This is a genomic window from Micromonospora sp. NPDC126480 (assembly GCF_040302465.1).
GTDB lineage: Bacteria > Actinomycetota > Actinomycetes > Mycobacteriales > Micromonosporaceae > Micromonospora.
Map to the genome: position 1 here is coordinate 167,855 of NZ_JBEORU010000010.1, position 22,818 is coordinate 190,672.

Genomic DNA, 22,818 nt, shown 5'->3' on the forward strand with positions numbered 1-22,818 from the left:
CCTAGGAAGATAGTCAGGTGGCGTCGCCGTGCGGGACGGCACCGGCCGGTGGTTCACTGGGCGGGTGGGCGAGCTCCTCCTGATCCGGCACGGCGAGACCACCTGGAGCGCCAGCCACCGGCACACCTCGTACACCGACCTCGCGCTGACCCCCGACGGCGAGCGGCAGGCCCGCGCGCTCGGCGCGATGCTCGCCGGCCGGCGGTTCGCCGCCGTGCTGACCAGCCCGCGCGCCCGCGCGCTGCGCACCGCCCAGCTCGCCGGCCTGCCACCCACGGCGACCGACGACGACCTCGCCGAGTGGCACTACGGCGAGTACGAGGGCCGCACCACCGCCGACATCCGCGAGGACCGCCCCGGCTGGACCATCTGGACCGACGGCTGCCCCGGCGGCGAGTCACCCGGCCAGGTCGGCGAACGCCTCGACCGCGTCCTCACCCGGGTGGGACCGCTACTCGACAACGGCGCCGTCGCCCTGGTCGGCCATGCGCACAGCCTCCGCGTGCTGGCCGCCCGGTGGATCGGCCTGCCGGCGTCGGCCGGCGCGCTGTTCCGGCTGGAGACCGCGACCGTCAGCGTGCTCGGTCACGAGCACGGCCGCCGCGTCATCCTGCGCTGGAACCAGCCGGCTCCCCCGCCCCCCGCGGACGCGGCCGACCGGGCTGCTCGGCACTGATCCTCGGCGGGCGACCCTCGTACGGCGTGGACAACACCACGGTCGTCCGCGTGGTCACGTTCGCCGCCGTCCGGATCTCCTGCAGCACCCGTTCCAGGTCGACCGGGCCGGCCACCCGCACCAGCAGCAGGTAGAAGTCCTCCCCGGCCACCGAGTAACAGGAGTCGATCTCCGGCAGGTGGGCCAGCCGCTCCGGCGCGTCGTCCGGCTGCGACGGGTCGAACGGCCGGATCGCCACGAACGCCGTCAACGGCAGGTCCAGCGCCTCGAACGACACCCGCGCCCCGTACCCCTTGATGACGCCGCGCTGCTCGAGCCGGCGGACCCGCTGGTGCACGGCGGACACCGACAGGCCCACCTTCTCCGCCAGATCGGTGTACGACAGGCGGCCGTCGGCGGTCAGCGCGGTGACGATGGCCCGGTCGATCTCCTCCACGGCGAGCAACCTACCGGGAAACGCCCGGCGGTGCGACGACCGGCCCGGAGGCGCTCACACCCGGCCGGGCGCACCGTCGCACACCGTCAGTCCCGGGCGAGGGAACGGGAGATCACCAGACGCTGGATCTGGTTGGTGCCCTCGACGATCTGGAGCACCTTCGCCTCGCGCATGTACCGCTCGACGGGGTGGTCGCTGACGTAGCCCGAACCGCCCAGCACCTGCACCGCGTCGGTGGTCACCCGCATCGCCACATCGGTGGCGAACAGCTTCGCCTTCGCCGCCTCGATCGAGTACGGCCGGCCCGCGTCGCGCAGCCGCGCCGCCGACAGCGTCAGCGCCCGCGCGGCCGAGATCCGCGTGGCGGCGTCGGCGAGCAGGAACCCCAGCCCCTGGAAATCGATGATCGCCCGGCCGAACTGCTGCCGCTCCTTCGCGTACCCGACCGCGTAGTCCAGCGCCGCCTGCGCCAGGCCCACCGCGCACGCCGCGATGCCCAGCCGGCCCGAGTCAAGCGCCGACATGGCGATCGTGAACCCCATGCCCTCGCCGCCGAGCAGCCGCTCAGCGGGCACCCGGGCGTCGTCGAAGGCGATCTGCGCCACCGGCGAGGCGTGCAGGCCCATCGTGCGCTCCGCCGCCTGCGGCTGGATGCCGGGCGTGCCCCGGTCGGCGAGCAGGCACGAGATGCCCTTCGGGCCGGGCCCGCCGGTGCGGCAGAAGATGTTGTAGAAGTCGGCCACCCGGGCGTGGGTGATCCACGCCTTGGTGCCGGTGACCACGTACGCGTCACCGTCGCGCACGGCCTTCGTGGTCAGCGCGGCGGCGTCCGAACCACCCTGCGGCTCCGACAGGCAGTACGCGCCCAGCAGCTCCCCGCCGATCAGGTCGGGCAGCAGCTTGCGCTGCTCGTCCGTGCCGTACTGCGCCAGCGGGTAGCAGGACAGCGTGTGCACGCTGACCGCCTCGGCGACCGCCAGCCACCGGCTGGCCAGGATCTCCAGCACCTGCACGTACACCTCGTACGGCTGGGCGGCGCCGCCGTACTCCTCCGGGTATGGCAGGCCGAGCAGGCCCGCCCGGCCCAGGGTGCGCAGCACCTCGCGGGGGAACTCGGCACGCTCCTCGAAGCCGGCGGCCTTCGGCGCGAGTTCCCGGTCGGCGAGTTCGGTGACGAGGTCCAGCAGGTCGCGGGCCTCGTCGGTGGGGAGGATCCGGTCGACAGTCATAGCGCGATGAGCTCCGTGGGGGTGGTGTTGAGCCGTCGTACGCCGTCCGTCGTGCAGACGACGATGTCCTCGATCCGGGCGCCGTGCCGCCCGGCGAGGTAGATCCCGGGTTCGATCGAGAAGGCCATGCCCGGCTCCAGGGCGCGGGTGTTGCCGGCCACCACGTACGGCTCCTCGTGGCCGTCCAGGCCGATGCCGTGACCGGTGCGGTGCAGGAACGCCCCGCCGAAGCCGGCGCCGGCGATCACGTCGCGGGCGGCGGCGTCGACGGCCTCGGCGCGGACACCGGGCCGCACCGCGGCGACGGCGGCGTGCTGCGCGGCGTGCAGCACCGCGTAGTAGTCGGTGAACTCCGCCGGCGCGGGGCCACCGGCGACGTAGGTGCGGGTGCAGTCGGAGCGGTAGCCGGACGGCATGGTGCCGCCGATGTCGACCACCACCGGCTCGCCCGCGCCGATCGGGCGGTCGGAGGTGCCGTGGTGCGGGCTCGCGCCGTTCGGGCCGGCGGCGACGATGACGAAGTCCACCGTGACGTGCCCGGCGGCGCGGATCGCCGCGGCGATGTCGGCGGCCACCTCGTTCTCGGTGCGGCCGAGTCGCAGCCACTCCCCCATCCGGGCGTGTACCGCGTCGATGGCCGCGCCGGCCTCCGCCAGCGCCGCGACCTCGGCCGGTGACTTGCGGATGCGCAACTCGCGCAGCACGTCGGAGGCGAGCCGCTGGGTCGCGCCGGGCAGCGCGGCGCGCAGCGCGAGGACCTGCTCGGCCCACATCCGGTCGGCCAGGCCGACCGCGCCGACCGGTCCGCCGAGGGCGGCCGTGACCAGCGGGTACGGGTCGGTGCCGTCGGCGTGTTCGACGATCCGCACGCCGGTCGCCGGTGCCGGGGACGCCTCGGCGGCCGGGCGCTCCAGGGTGGGCACGATCAGGGTCGGCTCGCCCTCGGCGGGCAGCACCAGCAGGGTGAGCCGTTCGCCGGCGTGCGCGTCGTAGCCGGTCAGGTAACGCAGGTCCGACCCGGGGCTGAGCAGCAGCGCGTCCAGGCCGGCCGCGGCGGTGGCGCGCTGCGCGGCGGCCAGCCGCCGCGGCGGGTACAGCTCCTCGGTTCCCACCCGCTCAGCTTAACGGTCGTTCGGGAGGCGCGGGACGGCCGGCTCACGTCATCAGCCACAGGCAGAACGGATGGCCGTCGTCCGCTCACCCGGTCGATTCTGGCCGCCGGCGGCCGGATCCGCAGCACCGGCCGCCCCGGATCGGTAGCCTCGGGACAGACTGTGCCGGGACGAAAGGGACGACGACCGTGGCGACGAGGGATCCGGACCGGGCCGCCCGGCGGGACAGCCGGCTGCTGGTGGCCGGGATCCTCGCCCTGGTCGGCCTGGTCCTGCTGGTCCTCGGGCTGACCGTCGCCGACGGCGCCACCGCGTGGATCGAGGTGGTGGTGGCCATCGCCCTGCTGCTCGTCAGCTACGGCCTCCAGCGCGTCGCCCGCCGCGGGTCGCTGTACCGCGACAGGCCCTGAGCCGACACCGGCGCCCGCGTCCACCCGGACGTCGGTGCGGTGTGCCACGCTGTCGGTCGTGACAGCCCCGATCATGCTCGTCGACGCCCCCAGCCTCTACTTCCGTGCCTACTTCGGCATCCCGGAGTCCGCCGCCACCACCTCCGACGGTCAACCGGTGAACGCGGTGCGCGGCTTCCTCGACATGCTGGCCACGCTGATCCGCACCCGGCGGCCGGGCCGGATGGTCTGCGCGATGGACCACGACTGGCGACCCGACTGGCGGGTGGCGCTGCTGCCGTCGTACAAGGCGCACCGGGTGGCGCCGGAGGGCGGTGAGGTGGTGCCCGACACGCTCACCCCGCAGGTGCCGGTCATCCTCGACGTGCTCGACGCCCTCGGCATCACCACCCTCGGCGCCGCCGGGTACGAGGCCGACGACGTGCTCGGCACCCTGTCGGTCACCCAGCCCGGGCCGGTCGAGGTGGTCTCCGGCGACCGGGACCTGTTCCAGTTGGTCGACGACGACCGGGGCGTACGCCTGCTCTACGTCGGTCGGGGCGTCGCCAAGCTGGAGGACTGCGACGACACCGCGGTCCGCTCCCGGTACGGCGTGCCCGCCGCCCGGTACGCCGACTTCGCCGCCCTGCGCGGCGACCCCAGCGACGGCCTGCCCGGCGTGCCGGGCGTCGGTGAGAAGACCGCCGCCCGCCTCGTCGACCGGTACGGCGACCTCGCCGGCATCCTCGCCGCCCTGGACGACCCCGGCTCGGGTTTCGCGCCCGGACTGCGGACCAAGCTGGCCGGGGCGCGGGACTACCTGGCGGTCGCCCCGAAGGTGGTACGGGTCGCCCTGGACGTGCCGCTGCCGGCGGTCCCCACCGACCTGCCGACCGCGCCGGCCGACCCGGAGCGGCTGCTCGACCTCGCGCAGCGGTGGAACCTCGCCGGGTCCGCCCGCCGCCTGGTCGACGCCCTGGCCGCCCGCGCCGGCTGAGCCCGGCCTGACCGGCCGGCCGCCGGCGCTCCGGGGCACCCGGCCCGGAGCGCCGCCGCGGCCGTCACCGCGGCGTGTCGCTGCGGCGGGAGGGGAACGGGGTGCCCGGGCGGGCCAGCGTCGAACGGGCCCGCAGGCCCACCGGATCCGTCGGCGCCACCACCGGCGCCGGCTCGGGCACCTGACGGGCGTCCAGGTACGCCGCCGCCGCCCGGTCCTCGTCGGTCGGGGCGGCGAGCAGCGCGTACACGAGCCCGACCACGACCAGGATCACCCCCAGCACGATCGGCACCAGCAGGGTGCCCACCTCGGCGCCGGTGATCTCCCGCTGCGTGTCGTGCAGGTGCACCGAGAGGGCGCTCATCCCGGTGAAGTGCATGCCGTTGACCGCGACGCCCATCACCAGCGCCGAGGCGGCGACGGCCAGGACGCGGCGCACGGTGACCGCCAGCCACAGCGCGACGGTGGCCGCGACCACCGCGATGACGATCGAGGCGATCACCCGCGGCCGGTCGTACCGGAGGTCGCCGCCGAGCCGCATCGCCGCCATGCCGGTGTAGTGCATCGCCGCCACCCCCGCGCCGGTGAGCAGGCCGGCGGCGAGGATCCGGGACACGGAGAGCCGCCCGGTGCCGGCGACAGCCAGGCCGATGCCGACCGCCGCCACGGCGACGGCCGCGCTGACCGCGGTGATCGGCACGTCGTACCGGATGCGGGTGCCCTCGACGGCGAAGCCGAGCATCGCCATGAAGTGCATGGTCCAGATGGCCGTGCCGCCGATCGCGAACGCGGCGAGCGTCCCCCACCACGCCCGCTGCCCCCCGGTCTGGGCGGTGCGGATGCGCCCGGCACAGATGAGGCCGAGGAACGAGCCGAGCACGGACAGCGCGTAGCTCAGCGCGGGTGTGATCCACCCGTACTCGAAGTGATTTATCTCCGCCACCGCGGTGATCCCCCCAGAGAAGATACTGGCGCGTAACATTGCGCCCCAGCAATGATCGGGGAGCGCCTCACCTGCCGCAACAGCGGATAGCTGACACTTCGGAGGGTGTCGCCACAGTGACGTAGGGATGCGTCGATTTGACCGCCTGCGACTACTCTGCGTGCACCTCAGGCGGTCGCGTGATAGGCGAGCACACCCCGGTTGACGGCGGCGATCGCCTGCCGGGCGGTGCTGCGCAGCTCAGTCGAGGCGCCGCCGGAGTCGGCGAGCTGGCCGAGCAGGTCGACGACCTGCCGCGCCCAGCGGACGAAGTCACCCGCCGGCATCTCCCCGTCGATCTCGTGGCCGCTGGAGAGGACCTTCGCGAGGGCCTCACCCCGCGCCCAGCGGTAGATCGGCCAGGCGAAGCCGAGATCCGGCTCGCGGGTGACCGCCAGGCCCCGGGCCGCCTCGTCGGCCTCGATCTCGCTCCACAGCTTCAACGTCTCGTCGACCGCATCGGCCACCGGACCGCGCGGCAGCGACGCCCGCTCGTCGACGTCACGGCGGGCCTCGAAGACCACCACCGACACCGCCGCCGCCAGCTCGGCCGGGCTGAGCCCGTCCCAGACACCCCGGCGCAGGCACTCCGCGACCAGCAGATCCGCCTCGGTCCAGATCCGGCCGAGCATCCGCCCGGCGTCGGTGACCGCCCCGTCCGCCGCCAGGTAGCCGCGGGCCGTCAGCAGGGCGACGATCCGGTCGAACGTCCGCGCCAGCGAACCGGTGCGCCCGGCCACCCGCTGCCGCAGCTCCTCGGTGTCCTTCTCCAGCCGGCGGCGGCGCTCCGCCCAACGGGCGTGCTCCTCCCGCTCCGGGCAGGCGTGGCAGGGGTGCCGGCGCAGCTCGGTGCGGAGCTGGCTGAGCCGGTGGTCCTCCCCGGCGGCCTGCCGGGACCGGCCACCCCGCCGGCCGCCGTGCCGGTCCAGGCCGGTGCCGCTGACCTCGGCGGCCAGGTCCCGTCGGGCGGCCGGCGAGCGGTGGTTGAAGTGCTTGGGGACCCGGATCCGGGCGAGCACCTCGGCGGGTGTGGTGAAGTCGCCGGGACTGACCCGGCCCGCCCACCGGTCCTGCGTGAGCACCAGCGGGCGCGGCTCCCCGAAGCCGCCGGTCGCCGGGTCCAGCACGACCGCGAGGCCGGCCCGCCGCCCGGACGGCACCCGGATCACGTCACCCACCCGCAACCGCTCGAGCGAGGCGACCGCCGCCGCCTTGCGCTGGCTCTGCCCCTGCCGCGCGATGGCCCGCTCCCGGTCGGCGATGGCCACCCGCAACCCGAAGTACTCGTCGAAGTCGCCGTGGTGGCAGGCCGCCTCCGCGCCGTACGCCTCGATGGTCTCGGTGTTGCGCTGGACCTGCCGCGCCAGCCCGACCACCGACCGGTCCGCCTGGAACTGCGCGAACGAGGACTCCAGCAGCGCCCGGGCCGGCTCCGCGCCGACCGTGCCGACCAGGTTGACGGCCATGTTGTACGACGGCCGGAAGCTGGACCGCAACGGGTACGTGCGGGTCGACGCGAGACCGGCCACGTGCCGCGGGTCCGTCTCCGGGGACCACACCACGACGGCGTGCCCCTCCACGTCGATGCCGCGGCGGCCGGCGCGCCCGGTCAGCTGCGTGTACTCCCCCGGCGTCAGGTCGACGTGCGCCTCGCCGTTGTACTTCACCAGGCGCTCCAGAACCACACACCGCGCCGGCATGTTGATGCCCAGCGCGAGCGTCTCGGTGGCGAACACGGCCTTGACCAGCCCGCGGACGAAAAGCTCCTCGACGACCTCCTTGAACGCCGGCAGCATGCCCGCGTGATGCGCGGCGAGACCCCGCTCCAGCCCGTCGAGCCACTCCCAGTAGCCCAGCACCGACAGGTCCTCGCCGGGAATCGCGGTCACCCGGCTCTCGACCACCCGGCGGATCTCCGCCCGCTCCTCCGGGCTGGTCAGCCGCAGCCCGGCGGCGAGGCACTGCTGCACCGCCGCGTCGCAGCCGGCCCGGCTGAAGATGAACAGGATCGCCGGCAGCAGCCCCTCCCGGTCGAGCCGGTCGACGATGTCCGGGCGCATCGGCCCCCGCCAGCGCGGCCCGCGCCGGCCCCCGCCGGGCCCGGCGCTGCGCCCCTCCCCCAGCTCCAGGCGGCGCACCGTGTCCCGGGTGTAGCGCAGCAACTCCGGGTGCACGTCGTGCTTGCGCGCGGCGTCGGCGTCGTGGAACAGGTCGAACATCCGCCGGCCGACCAGCATGTGCTGCCACAGCGGCACCGGCCGGTGCTCGCTGACCACCACCGCGGTCTCGCCGCGCACGGTGACCAGCCAGTCGGCGAACTCCTCCGCGTTGGACACGGTCGCGGACAGCGAGACAAGCGTGACCGAGGCGGGCAGGTGGATGATCACCTCTTCCCACACGCCGCCACGGAACCGGTCGGCGAGATAGTGCACCTCGTCCATCACCACGTACGCCAGGCCCTCAAGCGTGGCCGAGCCGGCGTAGAGCATGTTGCGCAGCACCTCGGTGGTCATCACCACCACCGGCGCGTCCCCGTTGATCGCGTTGTCGCCGGTGAGCAGCCCAACCTGTTCGGCGCCGTAGCGGTCGACCAGGTCGTGGTACTTCTGGTTCGACAGTGCCTTGATCGGGGTGGTGTAGAAGCACTTGCGCCGCCCGCCGGGCGCGCCCTCCGCGCCGGCCGGCGCCCCGCCGCGCAGCGCCAGGTGGACGGCGAACTCGCCGACCACCGTCTTGCCGGCCCCGGTGGGGGCGCACACCAGCACGCCGCTGCCCCGCTCCAGCGCCTGGCACGCCTCCCGCTGGAAGTCGTCGAGGTCGAACCCCAGGTCGAAGGCGAACTCGTCCAGCGCCGGGAACTGGGAGGCCTGCGCGGCCCGGCGGCGCGCCGCGGCGTACCGCTCGGCGGGGCTCGACATGTGACCAAGATTAGTGCGTGCCGCCCCGGGACACCCCACAAGGCCGTCCCGTCCGGGCCCCGCCGCGGCGATCGGTAGGGTGCACGGCGTGCCGGACCGTACCGAACCCGCCCAGACACCCGCCCCGGGCAGCGCCGACGCGCCCGCCGGCCCGGTGGCGTCCCGCCGGCCCGTCGAGGCGGTGCTCTTCGACTTCCACGGCACCCTCGCCCAGGTGGAGGAGGCCACCGCGTGGGTGACCGCGGCGGCCGCCGCCTGCGGGGTCACGCTGGACCGGATCCGGGCGACCTCGCTCGCCGACCGGCTGCTCACCGCCGGCCGGGCCGGCGGACCACTACCGGCCCGGGTCCCGCCCGCGCTTGCCGAACTGTGGGCCGACCGCGACCTCTACCCGCACGCCCACCGCGGCGCGTACACGGGCCTGGCGGCGACGGTCGACACCGGCATCGACGGCCTCGCCGACGCGCTCTACGAGCGGCTGCTGGTGCCCGAGGGCTGGGTGCCGTACCCGGACACCGCTCCCACCCTCGCCGCGCTGCACGCCGCCGGGGTACGGGTGGGCGTGGTGAGCAACATCGGCTTCGACATCCGGCCGCTCTTCGCCGCCTGGGGGCTCGCCGACCTGGTCGACACGTACACGCTGTCGTACGAGGTGGGCCGCTGCAAGCCCGACCCGGGGATCTTCCTGCGTGCCTGCGGCATGCTGGGCGTCGACCCGGAGCGCTCGCTGATGGTCGGGGACACCCCGGCCGACGCGGGGGCGGTGGCCGCCGGCTGCGCGGTGCTCGTGCTCCCGGCCGCCGACGCGGGTCGCCCGAGCGGCCTGGGCGCGGTACTGGACCTGGCCGTCCCGGACTGAGCCGCGGCTGGGCCGGCACCTAGGGTCGGAGGTGTGACCGACACCCTGCTGCCCGACCGGCCGGTGCCCGACCCCGCGCCGGCCCGCCGTCCGCGCGGCCGCCTCGGCCCGGTCGGGCTGGTGCTCGGCGGGGCGCTGTCGGTGCAGTTCGGGTCGGCCGTGGCCGCCCTGCTCTTCCCCCGGTCGGGGGTCGCCGGGGCGGTCACCCTGCGGCTGACCGTCGCCGCCGTGCTGCTGCTGGCGGTGTGCCGGCCCCGGCTGCGCGGGTACGGCCGGCGCGACTGGGCGGCGGCCGGCGCGTTCGGCGTCGCACTGGCCGGGATGAACTCGCTGTTCTACCAGGCCATCGAGCGCATCCCGCTCGGCCCGGCGGTCACTCTCGAGGTGCTCGGCCCGCTGGCGCTGTCGGTGCTCGCCGCCCGCCGGGCGGCCAGCTGGTGCTGGGCCGGGCTCGCGCTCGCCGGCGTGGCACTGCTCGGCCAGGGCGGTTTCGACCGGCTCGACCCGGCCGGCGCCGCACTCGCCCTCGGCGCGGGAGCGATGTGGGCGGCGTACATCGTGACCAGCGCGCGGGTCGGCCGCAGCTTCCCGGGAGCCGACGGTCTCGCCCTGGCACTGGCCGTCGCCGCGCTGCTCACCCTGCCGGCCGGCCTGGCGCGGGGCGGCGCCGCGCTGCTGGACCCGGCCGTGCTGGCGCTGGGCGGCGCCGTCGCCGTGCTGTCCTCGGTGGTCCCGTACACGATGGAGCTGCTCGCCCTGCGCCGGCTGCCCACCGGCACCTTCGCCGTGTTGATGAGCCTCGGCCCGGCCATCGCCGCCCTCGCCGGCTGGCTGGTCCTGCGCCAGGCCCTGACCGCCGTGGAGGTGCTCGCGACCGGGCTGGTGATCGCCGCCAGCATCGGCGCGGTCCGGGTCACCGCAGCAGCCGCACCGCCCCCGGGACCGCGGTGATCGTCACCGGCAGGTCGACCGCCCGCTCGCCGTCGGCGTAGGTCGTGATGCCGGCCGCCTCGACCTCCACCGTCCGGGCCCGGTAGCTGCGCACGAGCGGATGGGCGACGTGGGTGCCCCGGTAGATGCGGGGCTTGACCCGCATCAGCGTGCGCCGGTCGAACCGCCCGCCCACCACCACGTCCAGCAGCCCGTCGGTCGGGTCGGCGTCCGGGCAGATCCGCATGCCGCCGCCGTAGGACGGGCAGTTGCCGACGGCCACCAGCACGGCGTCCGTCTCGTGGATCTCCCCGTCGAGGCGCAGCGTGTAGCGGCGGGGACGCAGCCGGGCAAGCTCCACCAGGATCGCCAGGTCGTAGCGGCGCGGGCCACGCGGCCAGCGCATCCGGTTGGCCCGCTCGTTGACGATCGCGTCGAAGCCGGCCGCGAGCACCGCCCCGTACCAGCGGTGCGTGCCGTCCGCCGCGGTGATCCGCGCCAGGTCGACGGGGCGGGAGCGGCCGTCCCGTAGGGCCGCGACCATCGCGTCGACGGCGGTCAGCGGGTCGCCCGGAAAGCCGGTGTCGATTGCGAAGTCGTTGCCGGTGCCCGCCGGCACCGCACCGAACGGCACCGACGTCCCCGCCACCGCCTGCAGCGCCAGGTGCACGGTGCCGTCGCCGCCGACCGTGACGAGCGCGGCGGCGCCGTCGGCCACGGCCTCGTGGCAGGCGGCCTGCGCCTGCACCGGGGTACGCGCGTCCAGCACCCGCACCGGGCGCCCGCCCTCCGCGAGCCGGTCCAGCACCCGCGGCAGCAGCCCGCGGTGGCGTCCCCGGCCGGCGGTGGGGTTGGCCAGGACGGCGACCGGACCGTCGGCCGCGAAGGAGTGATCGTCTGCGGTCACGGCGTGCACCGTACCCGGCGTACCGGGCGGCGGGCACCCCCTTCCGTCGGGCCCGGCCTGGCCGGCCGTACGTGCCGACGCCGTCCCCGGGCATAGCGGCCGGCGCAGCGGGGAAACCGCGGCATGCGCGCACGTGCCGGCCCCGACTTCCCGCAACCCCGCCGGCGGGAGCGGGAGATCGAGGAGGCCTTCGACCGGATCCTCGAGGAGGGCACCGTCCGGCTGGCCCGTTCGTGGCCGTCCCTGGCGGCCACCGGGACGCTCGGTGGAATCGACGTCGGGACCGGCGTGCTGGCGTACCTGCTGGTGGAGCACAGCACCGGTCAGACCCTGCTGGCCGGGCTCGCCTTCAGCATCGGCTTCGTGGCGCTGCTGCTGGCCCGCAGCGAGCTGTTCACGGAGGACTTCCTGGTACCGGTGACAGCGGTCGCGGCCCGGCGGGCCGGGCTGCGGGCGCTGATCCGGCTGTGGGTCGTCACCCTCGCCGGGAACCTGGTCGGGGGCTGGCTCGTGGCCTGGCTCATCACCCGCGCCTACCCGGAACTGCGGGACACCGCCACCGCCGTCGGCGCCTACTACGCCGACCTGGGGGTCAACGCGCGGTCGTTCACCCTCGCGGTCCTCGCCGGCATGGTGATCACCCTGATGACCCGGACGCAGCACGCCACCGAGAGTCTCGGCGTGCGGCTGGCGGCGGCGGTGCTGTTCGGCGCGTTGCTCGCCGCCGGCCAGCTCTTCCACAGCGTGCTGGACTCGATCTTCATGTTCACCGCGTTGACCACCGGTCGGGCACCATTCGGCTACCTCGACTGGCTGGGCGCGCTGGCGTGGTCCGCCTTCGGGAACGTGGTCGGCGGCGTGGGGCTGGTCGCGATGCTACGCATGGTCCGGGTGCCGCACCGGCTGGCGGAGGAACGGGCCCGCTCGGCCTGACCCGTCAGGTCATCTCGTCGTAGCGGCGCTCGATCGGGGCGGGCGCCGCCACCGGCTCGGGGCCGCCGACCGGCGTCGGCGCCTCGACCGGCGCGCCGGCCTCCACCGGCTGGTTGTCGAAAACCAGTGGCGACACCTCGTCGTCCGCGACGCCGGCGTAGACCTCCTTGCCGCGCCCCTTGCGCCGGTCGTTGAGGAACGCCACCCCGACCGCGATGAAGTAGAGCAGGGACAGGCAGAGCGCCAGCAGCGTCATGCCGAACGGGCCCGGATCCGGCGTGGCCACCGCCGCGAACGCGAAGCAGATGAAGACGACGACCCGCCACCAGCTCAGCAGCCGCCGGGCGCTCACCACGCCGGTGAAGTTGAGCATCAGCAGCGTGAGGGGGAACTCGAACGCCACCCCGAAGAGCAGGATCATCGTGGTGACGAAGGAGATGTACCGGGTCACCTCCAGCTGCGAGTCGGTGCCGGTGACGCCGGCCTCCAGCAGGAACGCCAGCCCCTTGTCGACGACGAGGAACGCGAGCACCGCGCCGGCGGCGAACAGCGGCGCCGCGATCGTGACGAAGACGTACGCCCACTTGCGTTCGTGCCGGTGCAGACCCGGCGCGACGAACGCCCACAACTGGTAGAGCCAGACCGGCCCGCCGAGGATCAGCCCGATCCAGAGCGCCAGCTTGAGCTTGAGGACGAAGCCGTCGGTGGGCGCGAGCATCAGGAAGTTCTGGCACTCGCCGTTGACCGTCATCCCGGGCAGTTGGCAGTACGGCTGGCTGAGCAGGTCGAACGCCGGCTGGGCGAGCATGAAGCCGCCGATCAGCCCGACCAGGATCGCCAGGGAGGCGCGGAACAGCCGGGTACGCAGCTCGCGGAAGTGCTCGACGAGCGTCATCGAGCCGTCGGCGGCCCGCTCGAATTTGCTCGGGCCGCGTTTACGCAGGGCGAAGGCCACGGTGCTCGGGCCCTTCGGTCAGTTGTCGCGGGAGCGCTGCACCGGGTCGACGACCGGCTGCTGCTGCGGCGGGGCCTGGTAGGGCGCCTGCTGGGCGTACGGCGCCTGCTGCTGCGGCGGCAGCGGCTGGTAACCGGCCTGCGCGTCGGCCTTCTCGGCCAGGTCGCGGTCGTCGTCGGCCAGGCTCTTGGTCTCGGCCTTGATGATCCGCAGCGACCGGCCCAGCGAGCGGGCCGCGTCGGGGAGCCGCTTCGCGCCGAAGAGCAGGATCAGCACGACCACGAGTACGGCGATGTGCCACGGCTTGAGGGCACCCATGGGAAGCTCCAGTCGCTCTGTGTCGGGGCAGGGGTGGTACCGCAGCCCATCGTACGTGCGATGCGGGTCGTTGCCACCCGCCGGGAGGGTGGGAGATCGTCCCGGCGGGTGAAGTCTCGACCAATCCCCGATGTCCCGTCAACCACCCGCCGGTGTTCTTGGCTGCGCGGATCGGGCTCCGATCGCGCACGACGCGACGGCGATCGATCAGCGGCCGCGCTTGGCCTTGATGACGGCGACCCGCTGCTGGGCGGTCTCCAGCCGCTCCTGCAGCCCTTCGGCCCTTGCCTGGAGAGCCTCCGCGGCCTCCTGGAGGGCCTCCGCCTCGCCGGCGCGCCGCTGCAGCGCCACGGCGGCGCGACGCAGCCGGGGCAACCGCACCAGCACCGGCCGGACGGCCAGCGCGAGCGCCACGAGCGGGACGACCACCAACGCGACCACGATCCACGTCACCACGGCGGCCAGCCTACTGGCCCTGCGTCGCCACCGCCCGGTCGGCCGCCGGCGGGTCGGCCGCCGGACGCGGGGGCGGCGGCGTCGCGTACGCGTCGAGGGCCGCGACCGCCGCCGCGTGCACCTGCGCGGCCAGCTCGGCCGGGGCGACCACGGTCACGTCCGGTCCCAGCCCCAGCACGAACCGGCGCGCCCACCCCAGGTCGGTGACCCGCAGCGACACCAGCCACTGGTCGCCGCCGCCCTCCTCGACCCGCTCGCACGGGTAGTACTCGGTGATCCACCGCTCGCTCCGGCCGATCCGCAGGGTGACCAGCGGCAGGTCCGGCGAGGGCCGGAACACGCCGTCGCTGAGGTCGTGCGGGACGGCCTGCGGCGGCACCCGGGCCGGCTCGTCAAGCGGCGTCACCGCGTCGATCCGGTCGGCCCGGAACAGCCGCATCCCCTCGGCCCGCCGGCACCACGCCTCCACGTACGCCCGGCCGCCGACCATCAGCATCCGCAGCGGGTCGACGACCCGCTCGGTGGTCTCGTCCCGGGCCGCCGTGTAGTAGGTGATCCGCAGCGCCCGGCCGCTCTCCACCGCCGCCCGCAGCTCGGCGACCCGGCGGGTGTCCGCCGGCAGTCGCACCTCGACCGGGGCGGCCACCAGGTCACCGGCCGCGTTCTCGATCTTGGCAAGGGCCCGCTCCACGGCCTCCCGGTTGGCCACCCCCGGCGTCTCGGCGAGCATCCGCAGCGCCACGACCAGGGCGAGGGCCTCGTCCGGGGTGAGCCGCAACGGCCGGTCGATGCCGGCGTCGTAGGTGATCGTCACCCGGTCCCCGTCGAACGCCATGTCGATGAGGTCACCCGGCCCGTACCCGGGCAGCCCGCACACCCACAGCAGTTCCAGGTCCTCCCGGAGCTGCCGCTCGGTGACACCCAGGTCGGCGGCCGCCTCGGCGATCTCGATTCCGGGGCGGGCCAGCAGGTACGGCACGAGGTTGAGCAGCCGGGCCAACCGGTCGGCGGAGGTGCGCGAGCCGCCGCGGGCGGCCGGCCGGGTCACCGGGCACCCCCGGCGACGGCCAGGTCGTCGTGGCGGGCGGCGATCTCCTTGAGCCGCTGGATGACCGCCTCCCGCACCTCCGGCGGGTCGAGCACCCGCACGTCCGGGCCGTACCCGACGAGCTGCCCGGCGAGCGACTCCGGGTCGGCGTACGGCAGGACGAGCCGGTCGCCGTCCGGGCCACCGCCGGTCTCCACCGCCCAGCGGCGCAACCCGGCCGCCCGGCCGGGCGCGGCGAGCACCGTCGCCCGCCCGGTGCGCTCCACCGGCCCCGACCAACGGGCGACGTGGCTGATCAGGTCGACCCCGACGGGCGGCTCGTACGCCCCCGGCCGGCCCGTCGCCCGGACCGCACCCACCACCCGGGACAGCCGGAAGCAGCGCGTCGCCGCCCGCTCCAGGTCGTGGCCGACCACGTACCACCGGCCCCGCCAGCAGACCACGCCCCACGGCTGCAGCCGGCGGCGGGACGGCTCGTCCCGGTCCGGCACCCGGTAGTCGAAGGTCACCTCGCGGCGGTCCCGGGCGGCGGCGGTCAGCGGCGCGAAGGCGGGATCGACCGTCACCATGGGCTCCAGCCCGAGGGTGGCCTGCGGGTCCACGTCCACGCCGGCGGCGCGCAGCTTGGCCAGCCCGGAGGAGGCGGCGGCGGCCAGGCCGGCGTGCTGCCACAGCCGGGCGGCGATGCCCACGGCGGCCGCCTCGTCCGGTTCCAGGGGGATCTCGGGCAGCGCGTACTCCCGGCGGGCGATCCGGTAACCGGGCTCGACGTCGAACGCGCTGGCCGTCCCCGTCTCCAGCGGGACGCCGAGCTCGCGCAACTCGGCCTTGTCCCGCTCGAACTTGCGCTGGAACGCCTCGTGGTCACGCGCGTCCTGCGGATCGTGCTCGTAACCGGGCACGGTCGCGGCGATCTGCGCGGCGGTCAGGAACCGTCGCGTGGACAGCAGGCAGATCACCAGGTTGACCAGGCGTTCGGTGCGGGTCCGCGACACGGTACGACGCTAGCAGCCGCCGGCCCGAACACGTGTACCCACGCCGCGCGTCACGCGGTCACCCTACGGCCGGCCACGATCGCCGGCACCGCCACCCGGGTTCACCCCGCACCGACCTCGACCGTTAGCGTCCACCGCATGGTGCGATGGCGGTCGGGAACCGTGACGGCGGTACGGCGGGAGTGGACCGGCGCGGTCGAGCTGGACGTCACCCTCGCCGACGGCACCGCGATGCGGTCCCTCGCGTACCCCGAGCTGGTCGGCCGGCCGCGGGTCGGCGACCGGGTGCTGCTCAACGCCGGCGCCCTGCTGATGGGCCTCGGCACCGGCGGGTACGCCCTGGTGGTGGCCCTGCCCGACCGGTTGCCGCCGGACCCGCCCGCCCCGGCGGACAACCGCGACGCCGGTCACCTGGTCAAGGCCCGCTACACCCCGTTGCAGCCGATCCTGCTCGGCGTCGACGAGGAGGCCTCGCCGCACCGGGCGGTCCTCGCCGACGCCGACGACCTGGCCGGGCTGCCGGTGGTGACCGCGGACCTGCACTCCGCCCTGCCGGCGATCCTCGCCGGAATCCGCGCCGACGCGCCCCACGCCCGGGTCGCGTACCTGCTCACCGACGGCGGCGCCCTGCCCGCCTGGTTCTCCCGCACCCTGGCCGGGCTGCGGGAACACCTCGCCGGCACGGTCAGCGTCGGCCAGGCCTTCGGCGGTGACCTGGAGGCGAGCACCCTGCACACCGGCCTGCTGGCCGCCCGGCACGTGCTGCGCGCCGACGTGGCCGTCATCGCCCAGGGCCCCGGCAACCTGGGCACCGGCACCCGCTGGGGCTTCTCCGGGGTGGCGGTCGGCGAGGCGGTCAACGCGGTCGCCGCGCTGGGCGGGCGGCCGGTCGGGTCGCTGCGGATCTCCGACGCCGACCCCCGCCCCCGGCACCGCGGGGTGTCCCACCACAGCCTCACCGCGTACGGCCGGGTGGCCCTGGCCCGCGCGCAGCTGGTGGTGCCGGACGGGCTCGACCCGGCGCTGGCCGGCGCGGTCGACGCTGCACTGGCGCCCCTCGCCGCCCGGCACGACGTGGTCCGGGTCCCGGTCGACGGCCTCGACGCCGCGCTGCGGGCCAGCCCGGTGCCGCTGTCGACGATGGGCCGCGGCCTGGACGCCGACCGCGCCTACTTCCTCGCCGCCGCGGCGGCGGGCCGGCACGCCGCGCGGCTGGCCGGCTGACCGCCGCCGCCGATCAGCGGCTCGGCGATCTCGCACAGCCCGCAAACTTCTATCGTGTGACGTGACGTGGGACGCAGGACGGATCAGGCGAAGATCACCAACGCCACCCAACCGCCCACGATCAGGATCAGGGCGAGCGCCAGCACCCATGTGGGCACCGTGTACTCGCCGCGACGGTTGCGCTCGATCTCATCGCGGATCTTCTGGCGGCGCCGCTCCACCCAGTTCTGCTTCTCGGAGCCGGGACCGGCCGGGTCAGTAGGCATCATGGCGCCGCCAGCGTACCGGGCGGCCGGCCGGCGGGCGACCAGCACCACCCACCCGACCGGCCGCTCCTGTCACATGCTGGCGATCAGCCGCTCCACCCGCTCGTCGTACGCCCGGAACGGGTCCTTGCACAGCACCGTGCGCTGCGCCTGGTCGTTCAGCTTCAGGTGCACCCAGTCCACGGTGAAGTCCCGCCGCTTCTCCTGGGCGTGCCGGATGAACTCCCCCCGCAGCCGCGCCCGCGTGGTCTGCGGGGGCGTCTCCTTCGCCTCGAAGATCTCCGGGTCAGTCGCCACCCGGTCCACCTCACCCCGCCGCTCCAGCAGCCCGTACAGGCCCCGCCCCCGACGCAGGTCGTGGTACGCGAGATCCATCTGCGCCACCCGCGGATGCGACAGCGGCAGGTCGTGCTTGCGCTGGTAGCGCTCGATCAGCCGCAGCTTCGTCACCCAGTCGATCTCCCGGGCCACCGGCTCCAGGTCACCGGTCTCCACCGCCCGCAGCACCCGGCCCCACAGCTCCACCACCCGCTTCGCCGTCTGGTCACCGCCGCGCCGCTCGACGAACTCCGTCGCCTTGGCCAGATACTCCTGCTGGATCTCCAGCGCGCTGACCTCCTTGCCGGAGGCCAGCCGCACCTTCCGCCGCCCGGTGATGTCGTGGGACACCTCGCGGATCGCCCGGATCGGATTCTCCAGCGTCAGGTCCCGCATCACCACGCCGGCCTCGATCATCCGCAGCACGATGTCCGCCGAGCCGACCTTCAACAGCGTGGTGACCTCGTTCATGTTCGAGTCGCCCACAATCACGTGCAGCCGGCGGTACCGCTCGGCGTCCGCGTGCGGCTCGTCGCGCGTGTTGATGATCGGACGGCTGCGGGTGGTCGCCGAGGACACCCCCTCCCAGATGTGCTCCGCCCGCTGCGACAGGCAGTAGACCGCCCCGCGCGGCGTCTGCAGCACCTTCCCCGCCCCGCAGATCAACTGCCGGGTGACCAGGAACGGGATCAGCACGTCCGCCAGCCGGCCGAACTCACCGTGCCGGGAGACCAGGTAGTTCTCGTGGCAGCCGTACGAGTTGCCGGCCGAGTCGGTGTTGTTCTTGAACAGGTAGATCTCGCCCGCGATGCCCTCGTCGTGCAACCGCTTCTCCGCGTCGACGAGCAGCCCCTCCAGGATCCGCTCACCGGCCCGGTCGTGCGCCACCAGATCCACCACCGAGTCGCACTCCGGCGTCGCGTACTCCGGGTGCGACCCGACGTCCAGGTACAGCCGGGCCCCGTTGCGAAGGAACACGTTGCTCGACCGGCCCCACGACACCACCCGCCGGAACAGGTACCGCGCGACCTCGTCGGGGGACAGTCGGCGCTGCCCGCGATAGGTGCAGGTGACGCCGTACTCGGTCTCGAGGCCGAAGATTCGCCGCTCCATGATGAGACATTAGCCGCCCGGGACGACAGATGGGCAGCGCTCGCCACCCCCGTCCCACCGGTCGCCGCCGGCGCCGTCCACGCCGGCCGCCCCGGGGGGTACGGTGCGAGCCGTGCGAATCCTCGTCACCGGCGGTGCCGGCTTCATCGGCTCGGCGTACGTGCGGCGCCTGCTCACCGGCGCCGAAACCACCCTGCGCCCGGACCGGGTCACCGTGCTCGACTCGTTCACCTACGCCGGCACCGAGGACAGCCTCGGGACCGTCCGCGAGGATCCCCGCCTGCGGGTCGTCCGCGGCGACGTGCGCGACGCCGACCTCGTCGACGCCACCGTCGCCGGGCACGACGTCATCGTCCACCTCGCCGCCGAGTCCCACGTGGACCGCTCCATCGCCGGCGCCGCCCCGTTCGTCACCACAAACGTGGTCGGCACCCAGGCCCTGCTCGACGCCGCGCTGCGGCACGGCACCGGCCGCTTCGTGCACGTCTCCACCGACGAGGTGTACGGCTCCATCGACCACGGCGCCTGGCCGCCGTCCGCCCCGCTGGACCCCAGCTCCCCGTACTCGGCCTCGAAGGCCGCCGCCGACCTGCTCACCCTCGCCTACCACCGCACCCACGGACTGGACGTGGTGATCACCCGTGGCGCCAACACCTACGGCCCGTACCAGCACCCGGAGAAGGTCATCCCGCGCTTCGTCACCAACCTCCTCGACGGGCGCGCCCTCCCGCTGTACGGCGACGGCGGCAACGTCCGCGACTGGCTGCACGTCGACGACCACTGCCACGGCATCACGCTCGCCCACCAGGTCGGCCGTGCCGGCGCCGTCTACCATCTCGGCGGCGGCACCGCACTCACCAACCGGGACCTGACCGGGCGGCTGCTCACCGCGTTCGGCGCCGGCTGGGACCGCGTGCGGCCGGTCGCCGACCGCAAGGGCCACGACCGCCGGTACGCCCTCGACACCACCACCACCCGGCGCGACCTCGGCTGGGCGCCCACCGTCGACTTCGACGCGGGCCTCGCCGCCACGATCGACTGGTACCGCGACAACCGCTCGTGGTGGCGGCCGCTCGTCGAGGCCTGACCGCCACCACCCCGGCCTCAGGACTCCGGGCGCTCCGGCTCCTGACCCTCCAGATCCGCCGAACCCGCCGACGTGGTCGGCTTGTGCGCCTCCTCCGTCGGCACCGTCGGCGTCTCCGGGCGGGCCGTGGCGTCCTCGGCCTTCCCACCGTCGAGCAGGGCCGTCAGCGCCGCACCGGTGATCCGCCGGAACGTCCGCCCCACCCGGGTGCGGTCCAGGATCGCCACCTCGAGCTGGTCCGCCGCGATCGTGCGGGCCGCCCCGCCCTCGCCGCCGACGCTGCTCAGCGCCTTGACCGCCACCTTCACCGCGTCTCCCAGCGACATGTCGGCCCGGTGGTCGGACTTCAACACCCCGGTGATCGCCTCGGCCTGGCCGCCCATCGCCATCCGGCCCGGCTCGTCGTTGACCGACCCGTCGTACGTCAGCCGGTACAGCTCGTCGTCCCCGGGCGTCGCGCCGACCTGCGCGACGCAGATCTCCACCTCGAACGGCTTCGACTGCTCGGTGAAGATCGCCCCCAGGGTCTGGGCGAACGCGTTGGCGAGCCCACGGCCGGTCACGTCCCGCCGGTCGTAGCTCAGACCGTTCAGGTCGGCCATCCGCACACCGGCGCGCCGCAGGTTCTCGAACTCGTTGTACCGGCCCACCGCGGCGAAGCCGATCCGGTCGTAGATCTCGCTGACCTTGTGCAGGGCGCTGGACAGGTTCTCCGCAACGAAGAGCACCCCGCCGGCGTAACTCAGGACCACCGCGCTGCGCCCCCGGGCGATGCCCTTGCGGGCCAGCTCGGAGCGGTCGCGCATGATCTGCTCGGGCGAGGCGTAGAACTGCATGGCCACTGCGGCGGTTCTCCTTACGGCGGTCTGCTTGGGGACTGGCTTACGGGTGGGCGGCTCAGCCGCCCGGGTTCTCCATCCGGCCGGCGACCACGCTCTCGGCGATCGCCGCCGCCTCCGCGTCGGTGAGCCGGTGCGTGCCCTCCGCCGTCGCGGTCATCACCACCGGGAAGATGCGCCGCGTCAGGTCCGGCCCGCCGGTCGCCGTGTCGTCGTCGGCCGCGTCGTACAGCGCCTCCACCGCCAGGCGGACGGCGTCGTCCATCGACAGCCCCGCCCGGTACCGCTTCTTCAGGGCCGACTTCGCGAACAGCGAACCGGAGCCGATGGCGTCGTAGCCGGTCTCCCCGTACGGGCCACCGGTCACGTCGAAGCTGAAGATCCGGCCGGCCCGTGCCGGGTCCTTCGCCGCCAGGTCGAACCCGGCGAACAGCGGGATCACCGCGAGGCCCTGCATCGCCGCGCCGAGGTTGCCCCGGATCATCGAGGCCAACCGGTTGGCCTTGCCGTCGAGCGAGAGCATCGCGCCCTCGATCTTCTCGTAGTGCTCCAGCTCCACCTGGAACAGTCGCATCAGCTCGATGCCGATGCCCGCGGTGCCCGCGATGCCGACGAGCGAGTACGCGTCCGCCGGGTGCACCTTCTCGATGTCCCGCTGAGCGATCAGGTTCCCCATCGTGGCCCGGCGGTCGCCGGCCATCACCACGCCGCCGACGGCGGAGATCGCCACGATGGTGGTGGCGTGCGGCGCCAGGTCGGCGGCCATGCCCGGCGGCAGCGGCCGTCGTCCGGGCAGCATCTCGGGGGCCACCTTGCTCAGGAACGCTGTGAAGGAGGACGTCCCCGCGTTGGTGAACACATCTGGAAGACGCCCGGATGGATCAAAACCCGCTGCCACGTGGTTCCTCTCAGGTACGTGATCGCCCTGGCCAGCCGGTCCGGACTGTCCCGGAACTGACCAAGACCACCGTTACAGTTGAAGCAGAGTATCCCGCGCACCCATCCGGTGCGATGATCGTGGTCCAGGTGTTGCGGATCTTCCCCGCCACAGATGGCGCAGACCCCGCCCTGCTCAGCGAGCAGCTCGTCGAACTCCTTCTGCCCGACCGCGTACCGCCGCCGCAGGTGGTACTCCCGGCTGCCGCCGTAGAGCCGCAGCCGCGTCTCGTTGCCCCTCGCGTTGTGGCAGGGTTTGCAGTATCGGCCGTAACCGGCGCGGCCGGAGCGGTTACGTGGGAATTCGGCCAACTGCTTGATCTCGCCACAGTCCGGGCAACGGCGTTGGCCTTCCGGCACGGCCGGCAGCTGGCGGGCCTCCCGGCCGCGCTCCTCCTTCAGGCGCTTGGCGTAGCTCGCCCTTGACCTCAGGTTGAAGCACGGCTTGCAATAGCTGCCGCGGCCGTCCGGCCGCTTGCTGTTTGCGCAGAACTCCTCAAGAGGCTTCCACTCGCCACAGTCTCGACAACGACGATTTCCGTCCCGATCATCAAGCGGAAAGGGCATGTCCGTTTAATGCCTTTATGCCCTACTGGCCCCCTTTCTGTACATAGCCCCTGACGAACTCCTCTGCGTTCTCCTCCAGGACGGAGTCGATCTCGTCGAGCAGGTCGTCGACGTCCTCGGTGATCTCGGCGTGCCGCTCGGCGACCTCCGGGTTCGCCTCGGTGCTGACGTCCTCGATCTCCTCGCCCTGCCGGGACTTCCCGGTCTGCGACTGCCCGCCGCTGTCACGAGTGGCCATGGGGTGCCTCCTCCACGATCGTCTGCGAGAAACTTACCTCGCGCAGGCGACGAAAAGCCCGTCGCACGCCGGCTCCCGGCACCCGACGGG

Annotated in this window: 25 protein-coding genes; 8 read left to right on the forward strand and 17 right to left on the reverse strand. The window is 74.1% G+C overall.

The window, feature by feature from the left end; all coding sequences use genetic code 11:
- Window positions 1–64: 64 nt before the first annotated feature.
- On the forward strand, window positions 65–676 hold the full coding sequence (locus tag ABTW87_RS12370; protein ID WP_350650891.1) for a histidine phosphatase family protein: 612 nt from the start codon (window positions 65–67) through the stop codon (window positions 674–676).
- Here the strand turns inward: ABTW87_RS12370 and ABTW87_RS12375 are convergent.
- The 3 genes from ABTW87_RS12375 to ABTW87_RS12385 all read right to left on the reverse strand — a co-directional run bounded on the left by ABTW87_RS12375 (window position 606) and on the right by ABTW87_RS12385 (window position 3,453).
- A complete protein-coding gene (locus tag ABTW87_RS12375) occupies window positions 606–1,112 on the reverse strand; it encodes an Lrp/AsnC family transcriptional regulator (protein WP_350650892.1) in 507 nt (168 codons plus the stop codon). The two genes, ABTW87_RS12370 and ABTW87_RS12375, sit on opposite strands and share 71 nt — an antisense overlap.
- Window positions 1,113–1,198: 86 nt before the next feature.
- On the reverse strand, window positions 1,199–2,341 hold the full coding sequence (locus ABTW87_RS12380; protein WP_350650893.1) for an acyl-CoA dehydrogenase family protein: 1,143 nt from the start codon (window positions 2,339–2,341) through the stop codon (window positions 1,199–1,201).
- Complete coding sequence (locus ABTW87_RS12385; RefSeq protein ID WP_350650894.1) at window positions 2,338–3,453, reverse strand: M24 family metallopeptidase; 1,116 nt, start codon at window positions 3,451–3,453, stop codon at window positions 2,338–2,340. Before ABTW87_RS12385 ends, ABTW87_RS12380 begins: the two co-directional genes overlap by 4 nt.
- 188 nt (window positions 3,454–3,641) lie before the next feature.
- Between ABTW87_RS12385 and ABTW87_RS12390 the strand changes: the two genes are divergently transcribed.
- Both ABTW87_RS12390 and ABTW87_RS12395 read left to right on the forward strand, forming a co-directional pair.
- A complete protein-coding gene (locus tag ABTW87_RS12390; protein WP_350650895.1) occupies window positions 3,642–3,863 on the forward strand; it encodes a hypothetical protein in 222 nt (73 codons plus the stop codon).
- A 58-nt stretch (window positions 3,864–3,921) separates the two neighbouring features.
- Window positions 3,922–4,839 carry a 5'-3' exonuclease gene (locus tag ABTW87_RS12395; protein WP_350650896.1) on the forward strand — a complete coding sequence of 306 codons (918 nt, stop codon included), beginning with the start codon at window positions 3,922–3,924 and terminating at the stop codon, window positions 4,837–4,839.
- Between the two features lie 64 nt (window positions 4,840–4,903).
- Here ABTW87_RS12395 and ABTW87_RS12400 read toward each other — a convergent pair whose 3' ends face one another.
- Both ABTW87_RS12400 and ABTW87_RS12405 read right to left on the reverse strand, forming a co-directional pair.
- Window positions 4,904–5,782 carry an MHYT domain-containing protein gene (locus ABTW87_RS12400; RefSeq protein ID WP_350650897.1) on the reverse strand — a complete coding sequence of 293 codons (879 nt, stop codon included), beginning with the start codon at window positions 5,780–5,782 and terminating at the stop codon, window positions 4,904–4,906.
- Between the two features lie 167 nt (window positions 5,783–5,949).
- Window positions 5,950–8,739, reverse strand: coding sequence for a DEAD/DEAH box helicase (locus ABTW87_RS12405; protein ID WP_350650898.1), 2,790 nt, complete (start codon window positions 8,737–8,739; stop codon window positions 5,950–5,952).
- Between the two features lie 88 nt (window positions 8,740–8,827).
- Between ABTW87_RS12405 and ABTW87_RS12410 the strand changes: the two genes are divergently transcribed.
- Both ABTW87_RS12410 and ABTW87_RS12415 read left to right on the forward strand, forming a co-directional pair.
- Complete coding sequence (locus ABTW87_RS12410; protein WP_350650899.1) at window positions 8,828–9,598, forward strand: HAD family hydrolase; 771 nt, start codon at window positions 8,828–8,830, stop codon at window positions 9,596–9,598.
- 33 nt (window positions 9,599–9,631) lie between these two features.
- Window positions 9,632–10,549 carry an EamA family transporter gene (locus tag ABTW87_RS12415; protein ID WP_502891571.1) on the forward strand — a complete coding sequence of 306 codons (918 nt, stop codon included), beginning with the start codon at window positions 9,632–9,634 and terminating at the stop codon, window positions 10,547–10,549.
- On the opposite strand, the gene ABTW87_RS12420 is transcribed toward ABTW87_RS12415, so the two are convergent.
- The gene (locus tag ABTW87_RS12420; RefSeq protein WP_350650900.1) at window positions 10,512–11,444 is read right to left on the reverse strand and encodes a diacylglycerol kinase; all 933 of its coding nucleotides are present in this window, start codon (window positions 11,442–11,444) and stop codon (window positions 10,512–10,514) included. The two genes, ABTW87_RS12415 and ABTW87_RS12420, sit on opposite strands and share 38 nt — an antisense overlap.
- Before the next feature lie 114 nt (window positions 11,445–11,558).
- On the opposite strand from ABTW87_RS12420, the gene ABTW87_RS12425 reads away from it, so the two are divergent.
- A complete protein-coding gene (locus ABTW87_RS12425) occupies window positions 11,559–12,368 on the forward strand; it encodes a formate/nitrite transporter family protein (protein ID WP_350650901.1) in 810 nt (269 codons plus the stop codon).
- Between the two features lie 4 nt (window positions 12,369–12,372).
- Here ABTW87_RS12425 and tatC read toward each other — a convergent pair whose 3' ends face one another.
- From tatC to ABTW87_RS12450, 5 genes are all read right to left on the reverse strand, one after another.
- Complete coding sequence (tatC, locus tag ABTW87_RS12430; protein WP_350650902.1) at window positions 12,373–13,323, reverse strand: twin-arginine translocase subunit TatC; 951 nt, start codon at window positions 13,321–13,323, stop codon at window positions 12,373–12,375.
- Between the two features lie 18 nt (window positions 13,324–13,341).
- Entirely contained in the window at window positions 13,342–13,641 is a 300-nt protein-coding gene (tatA, locus tag ABTW87_RS12435) for a Sec-independent protein translocase subunit TatA (RefSeq protein ID WP_350650903.1), read from the reverse strand.
- Window positions 13,642–13,848: 207 nt separating this feature from the next.
- Window positions 13,849–14,097, reverse strand: coding sequence for a hypothetical protein (locus tag ABTW87_RS12440; RefSeq protein WP_350650904.1), 249 nt, complete (start codon window positions 14,095–14,097; stop codon window positions 13,849–13,851).
- A gap of 10 nt (window positions 14,098–14,107) precedes the next feature.
- Window positions 14,108–15,145: a helix-turn-helix transcriptional regulator gene (locus tag ABTW87_RS12445; protein ID WP_350650905.1), complete on the reverse strand. Its 1,038-nt coding sequence runs from the start codon at window positions 15,143–15,145 to the stop codon at window positions 14,108–14,110.
- The gene (locus tag ABTW87_RS12450) at window positions 15,142–16,140 is read right to left on the reverse strand and encodes a helix-turn-helix transcriptional regulator (protein WP_350650906.1); all 999 of its coding nucleotides are present in this window, start codon (window positions 16,138–16,140) and stop codon (window positions 15,142–15,144) included. The genes ABTW87_RS12445 and ABTW87_RS12450 overlap by 4 nt, the downstream gene beginning before the upstream one ends.
- Before the next feature lie 138 nt (window positions 16,141–16,278).
- On the opposite strand from ABTW87_RS12450, the gene ABTW87_RS12455 reads away from it, so the two are divergent.
- Entirely contained in the window at window positions 16,279–17,364 is a 1,086-nt protein-coding gene (locus ABTW87_RS12455) for a DUF3866 family protein (protein WP_350650907.1), read from the forward strand.
- Window positions 17,365–17,447: 83 nt separating this feature from the next.
- Here the strand turns inward: ABTW87_RS12455 and ABTW87_RS12460 are convergent, their stop codons facing one another.
- The gene (locus tag ABTW87_RS12460) at window positions 17,448–17,633 is read right to left on the reverse strand and encodes a hypothetical protein (protein WP_350650908.1); all 186 of its coding nucleotides are present in this window, start codon (window positions 17,631–17,633) and stop codon (window positions 17,448–17,450) included.
- 69 nt (window positions 17,634–17,702) lie between these two features.
- Entirely contained in the window at window positions 17,703–19,061 is a 1,359-nt protein-coding gene (gene pafA, locus ABTW87_RS12465) for a Pup--protein ligase (protein WP_130324809.1), read from the reverse strand.
- Window positions 19,062–19,173: 112 nt separating this feature from the next.
- On the opposite strand from pafA, the gene rfbB reads away from it, so the two are divergent.
- Entirely contained in the window at window positions 19,174–20,148 is a 975-nt protein-coding gene (gene rfbB, locus ABTW87_RS12470; protein WP_350650909.1) for a dTDP-glucose 4,6-dehydratase, read from the forward strand.
- A 17-nt stretch (window positions 20,149–20,165) separates the two neighbouring features.
- Here the strand turns inward: rfbB and prcA are convergent, their stop codons facing one another.
- Genes prcA through ABTW87_RS12490 form a run of 4 tightly spaced genes read right to left on the reverse strand, consistent with a single transcriptional unit; the run spans window position 20,166 to window position 22,728 of the window.
- Window positions 20,166–20,990 carry a proteasome subunit alpha gene (gene prcA / locus ABTW87_RS12475; protein ID WP_350650910.1) on the reverse strand — a complete coding sequence of 275 codons (825 nt, stop codon included), beginning with the start codon at window positions 20,988–20,990 and terminating at the stop codon, window positions 20,166–20,168.
- Window positions 20,991–21,045: 55 nt separating this feature from the next.
- A complete protein-coding gene (prcB, locus tag ABTW87_RS12480; RefSeq protein ID WP_350650911.1) occupies window positions 21,046–21,885 on the reverse strand; it encodes a proteasome subunit beta in 840 nt (279 codons plus the stop codon).
- Window positions 21,804–22,490, reverse strand: a complete 687-nt coding sequence (locus ABTW87_RS12485) for an endonuclease VII domain-containing protein (protein ID WP_350650912.1) — start codon at window positions 22,488–22,490, stop codon at window positions 21,804–21,806. The genes prcB and ABTW87_RS12485 overlap by 82 nt, the downstream gene beginning before the upstream one ends.
- Before the next feature lie 22 nt (window positions 22,491–22,512).
- Window positions 22,513–22,728 carry a ubiquitin-like protein Pup gene (locus ABTW87_RS12490; RefSeq protein WP_350650913.1) on the reverse strand — a complete coding sequence of 72 codons (216 nt, stop codon included), beginning with the start codon at window positions 22,726–22,728 and terminating at the stop codon, window positions 22,513–22,515.
- Between the last annotated feature and the right edge of the window lie 90 nt (window positions 22,729–22,818).

What these genes read in the sequence shown, in the direction of transcription:
- ABTW87_RS12490 (WP_350650913.1), bottom strand. Translation starts at nt 22,728, where the DNA reads ATGGCCACTCGTGACAGCGGCGGGCAGTCGCAGACCGGGAAGTCCCGG.
- ABTW87_RS12425 (WP_350650901.1), top strand. Translation starts at nt 11,559, where the DNA reads ATGCGCGCACGTGCCGGCCCCGACTTCCCGCAACCCCGCCGGCGGGAG.
- ABTW87_RS12455 (WP_350650907.1), top strand. Translation starts at nt 16,279, where the DNA reads ATGGTGCGATGGCGGTCGGGAACCGTGACGGCGGTACGGCGGGAGTGG.
- pafA (WP_130324809.1), bottom strand. Translation starts at nt 19,061, where the DNA reads ATGGAGCGGCGAATCTTCGGCCTCGAGACCGAGTACGGCGTCACCTGC.
- ABTW87_RS12405 (WP_350650898.1), bottom strand. Translation starts at nt 8,739, where the DNA reads ATGTCGAGCCCCGCCGAGCGGTACGCCGCGGCGCGCCGCCGGGCCGCG.
- ABTW87_RS12460 (WP_350650908.1), bottom strand. Translation starts at nt 17,633, where the DNA reads ATGATGCCTACTGACCCGGCCGGTCCCGGCTCCGAGAAGCAGAACTGG.
- tatA (WP_350650903.1), bottom strand. Translation starts at nt 13,641, where the DNA reads ATGGGTGCCCTCAAGCCGTGGCACATCGCCGTACTCGTGGTCGTGCTG.
- ABTW87_RS12380 (WP_350650893.1), bottom strand. Translation starts at nt 2,341, where the DNA reads ATGACTGTCGACCGGATCCTCCCCACCGACGAGGCCCGCGACCTGCTG.
- ABTW87_RS12485 (WP_350650912.1), bottom strand. Translation starts at nt 22,490, where the DNA reads ATGCCCTTTCCGCTTGATGATCGGGACGGAAATCGTCGTTGTCGAGAC.